Genomic DNA, 14,053 nt, shown 5'->3' with positions numbered 1-14,053 from the left:
GCTGCCAATTCCAGTGAGCCGTAAAAGGCTATCCAAAACAAACTATTGCACTGCAACATAAGCACCTTATAAGACCTTCGTCGCTGCGACGAACACCTTCAAAATGTAGTGAAACTACCGTTTTATTACCTGCCTCAAGAACCACTTAACGCTACTTTTTAACCCACGCTTTTATTGTTTAAAGGCCGCCTGTGACAATCGCTGGCGGAAATACGCCCAATCGAAGGCGGGCCCTGGATCGGTTTTACGCAGCGGCGCTACTTTGGCATGGCTGGTGATTCGCTGAGGCGTCAAAGCCGGGTAGCGAGCCATCAGCCACCCCACCGCGTCGACGAGGGCGGTGTACTGCGCTTGGGTAAAGGGAGTGTCATCATCGCCCTCGAGCTCGATGCCTACGGAAAAATCGTTGAGCCTGGATCGCCATGCGCCCAGCGCAGGGTCCCACCAGCAGGAGCGACCGGCATGCCAAGCACGCTGGTCGGTATCGACGAACTGAACGCACTCGCCGTCGCGACGGATCAACAGATGGGCCGATACCCGCAGGTGGGCGATCTCGGCAAAGAAAGGGTGTCCGTCCGGGGGCAGTCGATTGGTGAACAGCGCCTCGATGGCATCGCCCGAGAACTGCCCTGGCGGCAGGCTAATGGCGTGCAAGAGCAGCAGTGAGACCTCCTGCTGGGGGCGTGCATCCTGGTTCGGTGATGGCACCTGCCGCGCCCTGGACCACGCTCCCGCCCTGTTTTCTTGGTTCATGCGCGCACGCACTCCTCTACGTTAGCCGTCTGTTTCACTATAATGCCCGTCATCGAAGACGACGCCCAGAGACCTCCCCCTATGGATTACCAAACTGCTCTTGCTGAAGAGATTCGCGCTTGCGCCGCCCGTCTGCTGGCGGAAGACGTGGGTGCAGGCGATATCACGGCTCAGCTGATTCCTGAGAGCCAATGGGCAACCGCCAAGGTGATTACCCGTGAAGCCGCAGTACTCTGCGGTGTTGCCTGGGTCGATGAGATCTTTCGCCGCCTGGATGGCCGCGTGACGCTGCGCTGGCAAGCTGCAGATGGCGACCTTTTGGCACCCGACCAGTGCTTTCTCGAGCTCGAAGGTCCGGCCCGCAGCCTGCTCACCGGCGAACGGGCCGCCCTCAACATGCTGCAAACACTGTCGGCTACGGCCACTGCCACGCGTCGCTACGTGGACTTGATCGAAGGCACCGGCGTGCGCTTGCTGGATACTCGTAAAACGCTTCCCGGGATGCGACTGGCCCAAAAATATGCGGTCACCTGTGGGGGCGGACATAATCACCGCATCGGCCTGTGGGATGCGTTCTTGATCAAAGAGAACCACATCGCCGCCTGCGGCGGCATTCAAGCCGCCGTGACTCAAGCCCGCAAACTGGCCAGCGAGCTGCCGGTGGAAGTGGAAGTCGAAACCTTCGAGGAGCTGGATCAAGCCCTAGCCGCCGGTGCCGACATCGTCATGCTGGATAACTTCGCCATTGAAGACCTCCACGTAGCGGTGGAAATCAACGGCGGCCGCGCCACGCTGGAAGCCTCCGGCAACGTGGACGACTCTTCGCTAAGAGCGATTGCCGACACGGGGGTAGACTGCATCTCCAGCGGCGCGCTGACGAAAGACGTTAAATCCATCGACCTGTCGATGCGGATCACCCAAACCTTCAACGTGTAGGCGTTAGGTTTCTACGGCGCTGAGCTGCTTCACCAGTCGGTAGCGACGCAGCATTTCACCGCTGCGCTCGACCCACTGCTCGCCGAGGTTATCGAAGCCTCGGCGCAGCAGGCGCTCATAGAGCACCAGGCTCGCCTCGATCTCTACGCTCGAAACGCCGTGCTCGAGTAGAATGCGTTCGGCGTGGATCAGTAGCGTGGTGCCAATACCACGCCCCGCCAGCGACGGCCAGACGTAGAGCGTTTCAATGCGGCCTGCGCTGATATTCAGCTCTAGAAACCCGACACAGCGGCCATCGCAAGCCGCCACCAGTGTGGTGTAGAGCGCCTGGCGCGCTGCCCAAGCGCTCGCCTCACGAGGCAGCGCATTCGCCCAGGCACGGCGTTCATCCAACCCATAGTGTGTGGCCGCGCCCTGCATGACCGCATGATAAAAGACTTCCGCCTGATCGGCGGCATCTTTGGCCAGCGCCGCGCGATAGGTCACACGGGCAGTCGGCGCAGCAGAGGGTGCGCGTTCGTTCGTTTTCAACATGCTTCGCCTCAATGCGATTTAGCGGCTGGCAACGACAGCGGACTGTCTGTCACCCGCGGGCTATTTTATACTCGTCGCCTCGTTTCGAAAGCCCCACTTCATCGACCCCGTCGGTGTCGGTCAACCACAAGGCAGTGCCATGCATGATCGATCAGACAGCGCGTCATTTGCGCTGACGCCCATTGGCCATATCGTCAGCGACTACCCGGACAAGTTCGGCGTTCCCCGCCAGCCGGGACTTGCGCCAGCGGCCAGCGCAAGCTTGGTACTTACCGCACCGTTCGATGATCCTCTCACCGTACGGGGCTTGGAAGAGTTTAGCCACCTATGGGTGACGTTTATCTTTCATCACAGCCCGACCCGCTGGACGCCCTTGGTACGCCCACCGAGGCTGGGCGGTAACCGCAAAGTCGGCGTCTTTGCCAGCCGCAGCACCCACCGCCCCAATCGGCTTGGGCTGTCGTTGATCGAGCTGTCTCACATCGACACCCGGCAAGGGGTGAGTCTGCATCTCGTCGGGTGTGACTTGATCAGCGGGACGCCAGTGGTCGATATCAAGCCTTACCTGCCCTGGGCCGAAGCCAAGCCCGATGCTCGGGCAGGCTTTGCACCCAGCGCGCCCTCACGGCTACCCGTACATTTTAGCCAGGCCGCCCAAGCAAGCCTTGCCGCCCGTGCCGATGGAGCGTCGCTCCATGCGCTGATCGAACAGGTATTGAGCCAAGACCCACGTCCTGCCTACCAGAAAGCCACGCAGAGTGACCGCCTTTACGGGGTGCGACTGCGCGACGTAGACGTCAAGTTCCAGGCGATCGATGCCGCCTCTGAAAACGACGCCACCACCTTGACGGTGGTGGCAATCGATACACTGACTGACGAAATGCTCTTAGGCGGGAAAGGTAATCCCTAAGCGACGGCCGACTTCTTCATAAGCCTCAATGACGCCACCCAAGCCCTGGCGGAAGCGGTCTTTGTCCAGCTTCTCGCGGGTGTTGGCATCCCACAAGCGGCAGCCATCGGGTGAAAACTCATCCCCCAGGACGACCTCGCCGTTGAACACACCGAACTCTAGCTTGTAATCCACCAGCAGCATGTCACCCTCGGCAAACAGCTGCTTGAGGATGTGGTTCACCTTGAACGTCAGGGTCTTCATTTTGGCCAGTTGCTCGGGGGTTGCCCAGCCAAACGTTTCCGCCAGCGATTCATTGATCATCGGGTCGCCCTTCTCGTCGTTCTTCAAGAACAGCTCGAAGGTCGGCGGGTTTAGGGCAATGCCCTCTTCCACCCCCAAGCGCTTCACCAAACCGCCCGCCGCAATGTTGCGCACCACGCACTCGACCGGAATCATCTGCATTTTCTTGACCAGACTTTCATTGTTGGAAAGCTGCTTTTCGAAATGCGTGGGGATACCGCCCTCTTCCAAGCGCTCCATGATGAAGGCGTTGAAGATGTTGTTCACCATTCCCTTACGGGCAAGCGCCTCTTTTTTCTTGCCATCGAAAGCGCTGGTGTCATCACGAAAGTGCAGTACCAGAAGGTCAGGATCGTCAGTGGTATAGACGGATTTTGCCTTGCCGGCATAGAGTTCTTGGCGCTTTTCCATGGGGGCTCCGTGAGAAAGTGAGAAGCAAAGGGTTAACGTAAGTAGCCGGAGACGCGCTCAAGCAACTCGCGCTGATCATCCGCACTGAAATTACGCTCGCTGGCGTTGATGGCACGCAGTACGGTTTGGTCGCCGTTGGGCTCGAGCGCCAAACGAATCTGCTGTGACATCCGGCGTACGTCTGGACTAAAGACGATCTGCAACGGGTTACGTCCACGCTCGGTTTCGGTCATGTACTCCACCAAGAACTCGTAGTCATCAGCGGAGGTCGCGAGCAGGTCACGCTGCCCTTCTTGAGTGAAATCAAGCGATAGGTAGTGGTTCAACTCGGCCCAGACGCGGTCGATGGGCTGCGGAATGACCACTTCCCACTCGTCGCCCTGCTGACGCAGCTGAAGGGTCTGCTCGCTGGCCAGACGCTGGGCGGTCCACGAGGAGGAGCTGGCAGTGGCGCTACGAGCACCCAAGTACTGCTCCAAGGCCGCGAGACAGCTCTCGACGCTTTGACCGCTCTGATCACAGCGCACTTCGCTACTACCGGCGCGCAGGGCGCTCTGTAGGCGTAGCGTCGCCTGCGGGGTTACGATGACGCCTTGATTGGCACTGCTCTCTTGAACGGGGAGTTGGCGGCTACGCACGAAGGCTTCCAATTGCGGCCAAACGGTACCAGGGTCCGCAGCGACGACTAACCAGCTTTGGTCACCGACTTGGCGACGTTCGACGTAGTCAGGCTCCAGACCGCTGCCAATGGCCAGCGACTGAGGCGGTTCGACCTCGGCTGGCTCATCGAGCTGTGTGCCCTGCATGGCGACCTGGGGAACGGGCATCGCATCGCGGTAACGCTGGGTATTGCGGGACTCGGGCAACACCAAAGGCGGCGCCGGGGCCGCTTCGATGTAGTCCAGGTTGCGGTCGTGGTAGTACCCATCGCGTGCGCAACCTGCCAGTGTGACAGCGGCTGCGAGTGCCAGCGGTATCCATTTAAGCGCACGTTGTTCAAGCACAGAGCTCATCAAGCCACCTTAACAGTCAACAGATCAGTTACCCGGCCGGCGATGCCTTCACCGGGTAGCAAAAGGGTTTCGAGCGCCGGGTTACTCCTCTACGACACCCGCCAGCTGCAGCGCTTCACTGACCGTGCCGTGGTACTTCTCCGACAGCCACGTCAGCGGCAAGCGAATACCGGCGTCCATGTAGCCCATGCGGTGCAGCGCCCACTTCACGGGAATGGGGTTGGATTCGATGCCTAAGTTCGTGTGCAACGGCATCAGGCGCGTATTGATTTGGTGCGCCTTGTCGGCGTCGCCCGCCACGGCAGCCGCGCACAGATCATGCATGGCTTTGGGGGCAACGTTGGCGGTGACGGAGATGTCACCATGGCCACCCATCAGCATGAAGTCACAGGCCGTCGCGTCGTCGCCGGAGTAGAGCATGAAGTCGCTGCCTTTCAGGCGTGAGATTAGATCCTCAGCGCGCTCAAGGTTCCCGGTCGCGTCTTTCAGGCCGATGATATTGTTAACTTCCGCCAAACGTACCACGGTCTCGTTGTAAAGATCGGAGCAGGTACGGCCCGGCACGTTATACAGAATGACCGGCAGTTTGCTGCCTTCTGCCACCGCTTTGAAGTGCTGATAGAGACCTTCCTGGGTGGGCTTGTTGTAGTAAGGACAAACCGACAGGCAGTAATCCGCGCCCACTTCGCTGGCGTAGCGTGCCAGCTCGACCGCTTCCGAGGTCGCGTTCGCTCCGGTACCGGCGATGACCGGAATACGGCCGTTGACCTCTTCCACCACGCTGCGAATCACGTCGAAGTGCTCGGCAAAAGACATGGTGGTGGGCTCACCCGTGGTGCCCGCAGCGACGATGGCATCGGTGCCATTATCGAGGTGGAAGTTCACCAGACGACGAAGCGCCTCCCAGTCGATGTCGCCATTGACCTTCATCGGCGTCGCCAGGGCGACAATGCTGCCTGTGATCATCCGTATTTTCCTCACCTGCAAAAAGTTGAAATCAAGCTGCCACGTGGGATGCAATGGCGTACATTACGTCAAGACGCGGCGTTGATGCCTTAAAGGAGCGCGATCACCCCTGCCCACAAACAGCAAATGGTACTCAGGCGATTCGAGCCTGTACAGCGTAAAGCACTGCGAGTTTATCGAACGCTTTGACAGCAGCGCAGCGCTTGCGTGTAATTCCCTATGAAAGTCACCCCGATAAGGAGCCTTTATGGCGATCGAACTTGGCCAGCCCGTCCCTGATTTTTCCGCCCCCGCCACGGGCGACACCACCGTCACGCTGTCGGCACTGCGCGGCAAGCAGGTCGTCATCTACTTCTACCCGAAAGCCAGTACGCCCGGCTGCACCACCGAAGGCGGCGATTTTCGGGATCGCAAAGCCGCCTTCGATGCGGCCAACACCGTGATCATCGGTGTCTCCCGGGATGGCCTGCGCGCCCAGGAGAACTTCAAAGCCAAACAGGATTTCAATTTCGAGCTGATTTCCGACAAAGACGAAACCGTTTGTCAGCTCTTCGACGTCATCAAACTCAAAAAGATGTACGGCAAAGAGCACCAAGGCATCGAGCGCAGCACCTTCTTGATCGACCAGGACGGCAAGCTTGCCCAAGAGTGGCGCGGCGTCAAAGTACCCGGCCATGCAGAAGAAGTGCTGAGCGCGGCGCAGGCACTTCACCGCCAGTAACAGCGGCGCACAGCGCGGTGCCCCTAGGATCGGGGCACCGTCGCCCTTAGGGTGAATCCTGTCCCAAGCGAGGCGGTTGCGCTGCCTGTCGGCTTTCGATCCCTCTGGGCCAAGCGTACACCAACGCCTTGAGCAGCGTGGCCAGCGGGATGGCGAAGAATACTCCCCAAAACCCCCAAATACCGCCAAAAAACAGCACCGCGACGATAATCGATACCGGGTGGATATTGTTGGTTTCCGAGAACAGCACGGGAGCCAGCACGTTGCCATCCAGCGCCTGAAGCACGCCGTAGGCCACCAGCACGTACACGAACTGCTCGCTGATGCCAAAGTGGAACCCGGCCACCGCCGCCACGGGAAGCGTTGCGACCGCCGCGCCAATGTACGGCACCAAGACGGAAAATCCGACCAGCACCGCCAGCAGCGCCGTGTAAGGCAGGCCAAAAAAGGCGAACGTGATGTACGCCACCGTGCCCACGATCACGATTTCGATGGATTTGCCGCGAATGTAGTTGGCGATCTGGCGGTCCATCTCTTGCCAGATACGGGTGAGCAGCGTCCGCTTCTGCGGCAGCAACGAAAGCGTAAAACCCACCAGCGCCTCACGATCTTTCAGCATGAAAAAGACCAGAATCGGCACCAGGACCAGATAGATGATCAGCGACATGATATTGCCCAACGAGGTCAGCGAGAGCGTCAACGCGCGCTGGCCAAGCTGGCTGATTTCCCGTCCGGCAACGCCAATCCAGCTCTGCATCTGATCGGGCGTCACGATATTGGGAAAACGCTGCTGTAACTGATCCAGCCACCCTTGGCCGCTGGCAAACATGCGCGGGGTCTCTTGAACGAGCCCCACCAGCTGATTCCAGATTAGCGGCATCAAAATGAACGCCAGCGTCAGCAGCACGCTGACAAACGCCAAGAACACCAAAATGACGGCCAACAGGTGCGGTACACGTCGCCGCGTCAGCGCGCTGACCACCCCTTGCAGTAAAAACGCCAGCACCAGCGCGGTAAAAAAAGGCGCAAGCATACGACCAAACCAGATGATCGCGGCGAACCCCGCCACCAGCACGAACAGAAGAATCAGCGCCTCCTCGTCCGAAAAGTAGCGTTCGACCCAACCTCTCAGGATGCTGCGCATGGTCATGAGTGGGCATTCCCTGCTTTACGGATCCAAAACACATATACATCGCCGCGCTGCGCCCGCGCTTCCATGACATGGTCACTCAGCTCGGTAAATGCCGCCATATCCCGCCACGACCCAGCATCGGTGGCGCTGACTTCCAACAGTTGACCGGGGGCTAGACCGGCCAGTGCCTGCTTGGCTTTCAGCAGCGGTAGCGGACAGTGCAATCCGGTGGCGTCCACTACCCGATCGGGCTGAACCCCCTCGGCCAACCCAGACGCTGTTTGCTCAGACATACTCTCCCCCAAAGGCAGCTTCTATGGTGCTCAATCGTTCGTTGGCTACATAAGCGTCGCATTGTTGCATAAACTGTTTTTTTGCGATGCCCGCCGTGGCTCTGATTTAACGGCACTTCCCTGCCTGAATCAATGTCACACCGTTGTTCGCCGCGCCTATAACCTGAACGAATGGGGATGCCATGCTGCTTTTTAGACCCACCAACGCCCGCTGGGCCTGTGCGCTAGCGCTATCGCTCGGCACCCTGTGCGTTAGTTTGCCCAGTCACAGCTATGAGGATTACCAACTACCCACGCTAGGCGGCGCATCGTCATCCGTGAGCAACGAAGAGTTTCGCCTGGGTCGCGCGTGGCTGCGCCAGTTTCGCGCCCAGGCACCGCAGTGGCAGGACCCCATCGTGAGCGACTACCTAGAAAGCCTGGTCGCGCGCCTGGCGCCCTACAGCCAGCTCGGCAGCCTGCAAACGACGACAGTGATGGTGGATAACCGCTCGCTCAACGCCTTTGCGGTGCCCGGCGGCGTGGTGGGCATCAATTCAGGGTTGTTTGCCTTTGCCGAGGATGAAGGGGCGTTTGTCTCGGTGATTGCCCACGAGCTTGGGCACCTTTCCCAGCGCCACTACGCTCGCGGCAGCGCCCGCGCGGAGCAAACCCAGCTGCCCGCCATGGCCGCCATGCTCGCGGGGATGCTGATTGCTGCCAGCGGCGGCGGCGATGCGGGCATTGCCACCGCCATGGGCTCTCAGGCGGCGCTGATTCAAGATCAGCTCGCCTACTCCAGGCGCTTCGAGCAGGAGGCCGACCGCATCGGCCTACAGGCCATGGCAGACGCCGGTTACGACCCCGAAGCCATGGTGCGCATGTTCGATACCATGCAGCGCCTTTCGCGCCTTCAGGGCGGCACACCGCCGGAATTCCTGCTCACCCACCCGGTCTCGGACAGCCGCCTGAGCGACGCCCAGGCGCGGGTGTCTCAGCTCAGCGTGGCCAGCCGCTACACCAGCGATACGTTGTACGACATGATGCGCGCCCGGGCGCTGCTGAGCATCTACCGCAACACGCCCCAGCAGGCGGCGTCGCGACTGGCGCAAGAGGATGCCGAGGAGCCTGCGCTACGCTACATCGACGCGCTGATCACGGCACAAAACGGGCAGACCGACCGTGCCCTCCAAACCCTCGACCAGCTAGCCAGCGAGCTTCCCGATTACGGCATGCTGCCCGCCACGGCGGCGCACGTGGCGTTGACCGCACAGCGCTACGATGACGCCATTCACCGCAGCCAGCGGCTGCTGCGGCTAATGCCCAACTACCTGCCGGCGCAGCTCACGCTAGCGGAAGCGCAGCTACAGCGTCATCCTGAAGCCGCCTATGACCTGCTTCGGGACATTACCGCGCAACACCCGGAAAACCCGCAGGGATTCAACCTGCTGGCCGAGGCGGCCGGGCGCAGCGGCTTCAACGGCTGGGGTCATCTGGCCCGTGCCGAACACCTCCAGCTCACCGGCCGCATAGACCGCGCCATTCGACAGCTGAGTATTGCCAAAGACGCTGCTCAACAGGAGAACGACGCTCAAGCGCTCGCGCGTATCGAGCAGCGCCGAGAAGCGTTTCTTGAGTACCGAGAGACGCTGGAGACATTTTAGCGCCCATGCAACCTAGGCAAAAAAGCCCGACGCATTGCGTTCGGGCTTTTGGCTAACGTCAAAGACGTTGTGCTGATGTCTAAGCGTTGAAGTTCAGCATGCGTTCGAGGGGTTTGAGCGCCTGCTGACGCAGCGCGTCGTCGACGAAAATTTCGCCGCTGCCTTCACGCAGCGCCCCTGCCAAATTATCCAGCGCGTTCATCGCCATCCACGGGCAGTGGGCACAGCTACGGCACGTCGCACCGTTACCGGCGGTGGGCGCTTCAAAGAGCGTTTTCTCAGGCACCGCTTGCTGCATCTTGAAAAAGATCCCACGATCAGTCGCCACGATCAGCTTGTCGTTAGGTAGCGTTTTCGCCGCTTTGATGAGTTGCGAGGTGGAGCCCGCCACATCGGCCAGCGTCACGACGGCTTCCGGCGACTCCGGGTGGACAAGCACGGCGGCATCCGGATATAGACGCTTCAAGTCTTGAATGCCTTTCGCCTTGAACTCCTCGTGCACGATGCAGGCACCGTCCCACATCAGCATATCGGCCCCGGTTTTCTTCTGAATATAGCTACCCAGGTGTTTGTCCGGCGCCCAGAGGATCTTTTCGCCCTTCGCCTGCAAATGCTCGATGACCTCCACGGCGATCGAAGAGGTCACGACCCAATCGGCACGCGCTTTTACTGCCGCCGAGGTATTGGCATACACCACCACCGTACGATCAGGATGGGCATCGCAGAACGCGCTGAACTCATCGATAGGGCAACCGACATCCAAGGAGCAGGTCGCTTCGAGCGTTGGCATCAACACGCGCTTTTCGGGGGAGAGGATCTTGGCCGTTTCGCCCATGAAACGCACGCCAGCAACCACCAGCGTAGTGGCCTCATGGCGAGCGCCAAAGCGGGCCATTTCCAGGGAGTCAGCCACACAGCCGCCAGTCTCTTCGGCTAGCTGCTGAATGGCATCGTCGGTGTAGTAATGCGCTACCAAAACGGCGTTGTTCGCCTTGAGCAGCTGCTTGATCTCAGCCACTCGCGCTTCGTCTTCCGCCGGGATGCGGGTAGGGCAGTACGGGCTTGGCAGCGGAGCGTCTAACTCCACTTGAGAAGTCATCATAGTCATCGTGTCTACCACTGTGACGAACAGGGAATCCCCCTGTTAAACACCAGTCACGGCGTATGCGCTCCGCATGCGCCGCACTCGGGGCAACGGCCGCTGCGTCTCTCGCGGTGGCGCGTCACCAATCTGACTCTTGGGAGCCAGGGCTGCCGTGACAGCTCGGCAGCTATACGATCAATCGATTAGACGTTCATTCATCCTGTTTCACGATGCCATCACGTCGTTGTCATGGCATTGTGGTGGACAATGATTGTTCGCTGCAAGCGCAAAGTCACGCTGCGGCGCGTCAAAACGCCCATAGCAAAACGCCCCTGGCAGCAAGCTACCAAGGGCGTCGAAATTTGGTGGGTCGTGTAGGATTCGAACCTACGACCAATTGATTAAAAGTCAACTGCTCTACCAACTGAGCTAACGACCCAAATTTTGCTGCGTTACTACGGATGGTGCCAACATTCACGAATCCCGCAATGGCTGGCATCAAAACAAGGCATTAAGAAGATAACGGCTTGATGCATTGTTTGGTTCGGATGGTGGGTCGTGTAGGATTCGAACCTACGACCAATTGATTAAAAGTCAACTGCTCTACCAACTGAGCTAACGACCCGTCCGAACGGATGCATATAGTACGGATACGGCTTGTGAATAGCAAGCCCTTTTTTATCTTTCGTCTATATTCCGTCCTCTGCGGCGTCGACAACGCCTACACCGCAGAGGTCACTTGCTTAGCCGCGCTTGGGTTTCGGCTTACGCATCGCCTGCACCGGACGGCGCTTGTGCTTGTCACGGCTCCAGCGGTTCTTCTCGTCTGGCGTCAGCTCAGGCACTTTCCGGGTTTCAAGATTGGCCAGCGTCGCCAAGTCATCCACCTCATCCTGAGAGAGTTCGACCCACTCACCAGCTTTCGCGCGCTTGTCGAGGAAGATGTTGCCGTAGCGAACGCGCTTCAGGCGGCTAACGGTAAGCCCCTGGGATTCCCACAGGCGGCGAACCTCACGGTTGCGGCCCTCCAGAATCACCACGTGGAACCAGGTGTTGATGCCTTCGCCACCAAACTCCTGCACGTCGGTGAAGCGCGCCGGGCCATCTTCCAGCATCACACCGTCGACCATAGCGACGATATGCTCACGCTTGACGTCGCCCATGACCCGCACCGCGTACTCACGCTCTACTTGAGTCGAGGGGTGCATCAAGCGGTTGGCCAGTTCACCGTCGGTGGTGAACAGCAGCAAACCGCTGGTGTTGATGTCCAGGCGGCCAATCGCAATCCAGCGCTCGCCTTTCAGGCGCGGTAGGCGCTCAAAGACCGTGCGACGGCCTTCCGGATCTTTGCGGGTGCACAGCTCGCCTTCCGGCTTGTTGTACATAATGACCCGGCGCGGCACTTCCTCTTCCGGGCGCAGCGTCACCGGGCGGTCATCGAAGCTGACCTTATCCCGCGCTTCCACCCGATCGCCCAGTTTGGCGACCTGGCTATTCACCTTCACCCGGCCATCGGCAATGGCGGTTTCCATTTCACGGCGGGAGCCAAGGCCCGCACGGGCGAGGACTTTCTGCAGCTTTTCGCTGGTGGGCGGCGTGGTGTTGTTACTCTGACTCATGGTCGTCTGACCTCACATCGTTGGTCTGCGTGCCAGCGTCCTCATGTTGACGCTGCGCACGTGCCGCTAGCCGTGCCTCTAAATCGGCAAAACTGAGCGGCTGGGTTAACGCCGTCTCGGCGTGGTGATCGGCACTCTCTGCCGACGTATTCTCATCTTGCTGGGGTGGCGCATCCTGCACGCTTTGCACCGTTTCGTCCAGTGCTGGCAGTGGGTTTTGTTCGCCCGATTCCTCTTCGACGGAGTGCGCTTCGTGATCGTCGCCGCTGACCAGCGTATGCATGGGCGGCAGCGCATCCAAGGTTTTCAGCCCGAAGTCATCCAAAAAGCTGCGCGTGGTGGCATAGACCGCCGGGCGACCCGGCACGTCTCGGTGGCCTACCACGCGTATCCAGCCGCGTTCCATCAGTGTTCGAATGATCGAACTGCTAACGCTCACGCCGCGCACATCTTCGATATCACCCCGAGTCACCGGTTGACGGTAGGCAATGAGCGCCAGCGTTTCCAGCAGTGCCCGCGAGTAGCGCTGGGGGCGCTCGTCCCACAGCCGCGAGACCCAGTGGGCCAAACGCGGGCGAATGCGTAGCTGAAAGCCCGAGGCGGTCTCGACCAGTTCGAGCGCGCCATGTTCATGACGCAGCGCCAGCCGCGACAACGCCTCCCTCAGCGCTTTGCGGGTAGGGCACTCCTCTTCTAAAAAGAGCGTTTCCAGGCGCTCAATCGGCAACGGCTCACCCGCCGCTAGCAGCGCCGCTTCAATAATATCGTCTAACGTGGTGTCTCTCACCGCGACTCCTCGTCAGGTTCAAACGCAGGCTCTTCGAATGCCGAGGCGGCATCGCCCTGCTCCTCTCCCAAACGCTCGAAAGCGCCCTCTTCCCCATCGGCCAGCGCCGCTTGGCGGGCGCGCACGTGAATGGGCGACAGCGGTGCGTTTTGAACGATCTCGATCATGGCCTCTTTGGCCAGCTCTAAAATAGCCATAAAGGTTACCACCACACCGGCACGCCCCTCTTCAAGGGTAAACAGCGCTTCAAAGGGCGTATAACGGCCGCTCTCGCCATCCAGGCTGAGCTGCTCCATGATCTTCAGCATTCGCTCGCGGGTGGAGAGCACTTCCCGGCTGATCTGGTGGGCCTGGGCCAGCTCGGCACGCTTGAGAATATCGGACAGCGCCCCCAGCAGCTCATCGAGCGCCACATCGGGATGGATCACCCGCGTTTCCAACGGCGGCAAGCCCGCCTGTACGCTGAACCAGTCCCGGCCTACTCGGGGCAGCGTATCCAGCGCCTCAGCGGCCTCTTTCAGGCGCTCGTACTCCTGCAGACGGCGAATCAGCTCGGCGCGGGGATCCTCCTCCTCCTCGCCTTCTGCTTTCGGCGGGCGTGGCAGCAACGTCCGGGATTTAATCTCCGCCAGCATGGCAGCCATCAGCAGATACTCGCCCGCCAGCTCGATCTCCATGGCTTTCATTAGCTCCACGTACTCAATGTACTGGTGGGTAATGGTGGCCACGTTGATGGTCAAAATATCTAGGTTCTGGCGACGAATTAAATAGAGCAGCAGATCCAACGGCCCTTCGAAGGCTTCCAGAAAGACCCGCAGCGCCTCGGGTGGAATATAGAGATCTTCCGGCAGCTGCGTGATGGGCTCATCAAACAGACGCCCAAGCGCCTCCACCAACGGCTCGGCAGTAGATTCCGCCACGTCTTGGTCTTGGTCTTGGTCTGGCGCTGCGCTTGGCGTCTCGCTCACG

At 59.9% G+C, this 14,053-nt stretch carries 15 protein-coding genes and 2 tRNA genes; 4 read left to right on the top strand and 13 right to left on the bottom strand.

What is annotated here, in order from left to right:
• Nucleotides 1-171: 171 nt before the first annotated feature.
• A complete protein-coding gene (gene ampD / locus QIT27_RS03470) occupies nucleotides 172-753 on the bottom strand; it encodes a 1,6-anhydro-N-acetylmuramyl-L-alanine amidase AmpD (RefSeq protein ID WP_285262901.1) in 582 nt (193 codons plus the stop codon).
• An 81-nt stretch (nucleotides 754-834) separates the two neighbouring features.
• Here ampD and nadC point away from each other — a divergent pair, with 81 nt between their 5' ends.
• Entirely contained in the window at nucleotides 835-1,689 is an 855-nt protein-coding gene (gene nadC, locus QIT27_RS03465; RefSeq protein ID WP_285262900.1) for a carboxylating nicotinate-nucleotide diphosphorylase, read from the top strand.
• 3 nt (nucleotides 1,690-1,692) lie between these two features.
• Here nadC and QIT27_RS03460 read toward each other — a convergent pair whose 3' ends face one another.
• Nucleotides 1,693-2,223 carry a GNAT family N-acetyltransferase gene (locus tag QIT27_RS03460; protein WP_253017529.1) on the bottom strand — a complete coding sequence of 177 codons (531 nt, stop codon included), beginning with the start codon at nucleotides 2,221-2,223 and terminating at the stop codon, nucleotides 1,693-1,695.
• Nucleotides 2,224-2,362: 139 nt separating this feature from the next.
• Between QIT27_RS03460 and tsaA the strand changes: the two genes are divergently transcribed.
• Nucleotides 2,363-3,133: a tRNA (N6-threonylcarbamoyladenosine(37)-N6)-methyltransferase TrmO gene (gene tsaA / locus QIT27_RS03455; protein ID WP_285262899.1), complete on the top strand. Its 771-nt coding sequence runs from the start codon at nucleotides 2,363-2,365 to the stop codon at nucleotides 3,131-3,133.
• Here the strand turns inward: tsaA and purC are convergent.
• The 3 genes from purC to dapA all read right to left on the bottom strand — a co-directional run bounded on the left by purC (nucleotide 3,110) and on the right by dapA (nucleotide 5,805).
• Nucleotides 3,110-3,826 carry a phosphoribosylaminoimidazolesuccinocarboxamide synthase gene (gene purC / locus QIT27_RS03450; protein WP_159343143.1) on the bottom strand — a complete coding sequence of 239 codons (717 nt, stop codon included), beginning with the start codon at nucleotides 3,824-3,826 and terminating at the stop codon, nucleotides 3,110-3,112. The genes tsaA and purC overlap by 24 nt on opposite strands.
• Nucleotides 3,827-3,858: 32 nt before the next feature.
• Nucleotides 3,859-4,839, bottom strand: coding sequence for an outer membrane protein assembly factor BamC (locus QIT27_RS03445; protein WP_159343144.1), 981 nt, complete (start codon nucleotides 4,837-4,839; stop codon nucleotides 3,859-3,861).
• 81 nt (nucleotides 4,840-4,920) lie between these two features.
• Entirely contained in the window at nucleotides 4,921-5,805 is an 885-nt protein-coding gene (dapA, locus tag QIT27_RS03440) for a 4-hydroxy-tetrahydrodipicolinate synthase (RefSeq protein ID WP_159343145.1), read from the bottom strand.
• Between the two features lie 247 nt (nucleotides 5,806-6,052).
• Here dapA and QIT27_RS03435 point away from each other — a divergent pair, with 247 nt between their 5' ends.
• Nucleotides 6,053-6,526: a peroxiredoxin gene (locus QIT27_RS03435; protein ID WP_285262898.1), complete on the top strand. Its 474-nt coding sequence runs from the start codon at nucleotides 6,053-6,055 to the stop codon at nucleotides 6,524-6,526.
• A gap of 46 nt (nucleotides 6,527-6,572) precedes the next feature.
• Here QIT27_RS03435 and QIT27_RS03430 read toward each other — a convergent pair whose 3' ends face one another.
• Nucleotides 6,573-7,676, bottom strand: coding sequence for an AI-2E family transporter (locus QIT27_RS03430; RefSeq protein WP_285262897.1), 1,104 nt, complete (start codon nucleotides 7,674-7,676; stop codon nucleotides 6,573-6,575).
• Nucleotides 7,673-7,951, bottom strand: a complete 279-nt coding sequence (locus QIT27_RS03425) for a sulfurtransferase TusA family protein (protein ID WP_285262896.1) — start codon at nucleotides 7,949-7,951, stop codon at nucleotides 7,673-7,675. The genes QIT27_RS03430 and QIT27_RS03425 overlap by 4 nt, the downstream gene beginning before the upstream one ends.
• Nucleotides 7,952-8,133: 182 nt before the next feature.
• Here QIT27_RS03425 and QIT27_RS03420 point away from each other — a divergent pair, with 182 nt between their 5' ends.
• Nucleotides 8,134-9,594: a M48 family metalloprotease gene (locus QIT27_RS03420; protein WP_285262895.1), complete on the top strand. Its 1,461-nt coding sequence runs from the start codon at nucleotides 8,134-8,136 to the stop codon at nucleotides 9,592-9,594.
• Between the two features lie 79 nt (nucleotides 9,595-9,673).
• On the opposite strand, the gene nadA is transcribed toward QIT27_RS03420, so the two are convergent.
• From nadA to QIT27_RS03390, 6 genes are all read right to left on the bottom strand, one after another.
• Entirely contained in the window at nucleotides 9,674-10,702 is a 1,029-nt protein-coding gene (gene nadA / locus QIT27_RS03415) for a quinolinate synthase NadA (RefSeq protein WP_253017522.1), read from the bottom strand.
• Between the two features lie 339 nt (nucleotides 10,703-11,041).
• Nucleotides 11,042-11,117: transfer RNA gene (locus tag QIT27_RS03410), tRNA-Lys, on the bottom strand.
• 110 nt (nucleotides 11,118-11,227) lie between these two features.
• Nucleotides 11,228-11,303 (bottom strand) — tRNA-Lys (locus QIT27_RS03405).
• Nucleotides 11,304-11,421: 118 nt separating this feature from the next.
• A complete protein-coding gene (rluB, locus tag QIT27_RS03400) occupies nucleotides 11,422-12,297 on the bottom strand; it encodes a 23S rRNA pseudouridine(2605) synthase RluB (RefSeq protein WP_159343151.1) in 876 nt (291 codons plus the stop codon).
• Nucleotides 12,284-13,084, bottom strand: coding sequence for an SMC-Scp complex subunit ScpB (gene scpB, locus QIT27_RS03395; protein ID WP_285262894.1), 801 nt, complete (start codon nucleotides 13,082-13,084; stop codon nucleotides 12,284-12,286). Before scpB ends, rluB begins: the two co-directional genes overlap by 14 nt.
• The gene (locus tag QIT27_RS03390; protein ID WP_285262893.1) at nucleotides 13,081-14,052 is read right to left on the bottom strand and encodes a segregation and condensation protein A; all 972 of its coding nucleotides are present in this window, start codon (nucleotides 14,050-14,052) and stop codon (nucleotides 13,081-13,083) included. The genes scpB and QIT27_RS03390 overlap by 4 nt, the downstream gene beginning before the upstream one ends.
• Between the last annotated feature and the right edge of the window lies 1 nt (nucleotide 14,053).

The organism is Halomonas sp. LC1, assembly GCF_030247125.1.
Lineage (GTDB): Bacteria > Pseudomonadota > Gammaproteobacteria > Pseudomonadales > Halomonadaceae > Vreelandella.
The sequence above is the reverse complement of the archived record's forward strand: the minus strand, read 5'-3'. Positions and strand labels throughout refer to the sequence as shown.

Coding starts and splice junctions, on each gene's coding strand:
- ampD (WP_285262901.1), bottom strand. CDS start 753: ATGAACCAAGAAAACAGGGCGGGAGCGTGGTCCAGGGCGCGGCAGGTG.
- nadC (WP_285262900.1), top strand. CDS start 835: ATGGATTACCAAACTGCTCTTGCTGAAGAGATTCGCGCTTGCGCCGCC.
- QIT27_RS03460 (WP_253017529.1), bottom strand. CDS start 2,223: ATGTTGAAAACGAACGAACGCGCACCCTCTGCTGCGCCGACTGCCCGT.
- tsaA (WP_285262899.1), top strand. CDS start 2,363: ATGCATGATCGATCAGACAGCGCGTCATTTGCGCTGACGCCCATTGGC.
- purC (WP_159343143.1), bottom strand. CDS start 3,826: ATGGAAAAGCGCCAAGAACTCTATGCCGGCAAGGCAAAATCCGTCTAT.
- QIT27_RS03445 (WP_159343144.1), bottom strand. CDS start 4,839: ATGAGCTCTGTGCTTGAACAACGTGCGCTTAAATGGATACCGCTGGCA.
- dapA (WP_159343145.1), bottom strand. CDS start 5,805: ATGATCACAGGCAGCATTGTCGCCCTGGCGACGCCGATGAAGGTCAAT.
- QIT27_RS03435 (WP_285262898.1), top strand. CDS start 6,053: ATGGCGATCGAACTTGGCCAGCCCGTCCCTGATTTTTCCGCCCCCGCC.
- QIT27_RS03430 (WP_285262897.1), bottom strand. CDS start 7,676: ATGACCATGCGCAGCATCCTGAGAGGTTGGGTCGAACGCTACTTTTCG.
- QIT27_RS03425 (WP_285262896.1), bottom strand. CDS start 7,951: ATGTCTGAGCAAACAGCGTCTGGGTTGGCCGAGGGGGTTCAGCCCGAT.
- QIT27_RS03420 (WP_285262895.1), top strand. CDS start 8,134: ATGCTGCTTTTTAGACCCACCAACGCCCGCTGGGCCTGTGCGCTAGCG.
- nadA (WP_253017522.1), bottom strand. CDS start 10,702: ATGACTATGATGACTTCTCAAGTGGAGTTAGACGCTCCGCTGCCAAGC.
- rluB (WP_159343151.1), bottom strand. CDS start 12,297: ATGAGTCAGAGTAACAACACCACGCCGCCCACCAGCGAAAAGCTGCAG.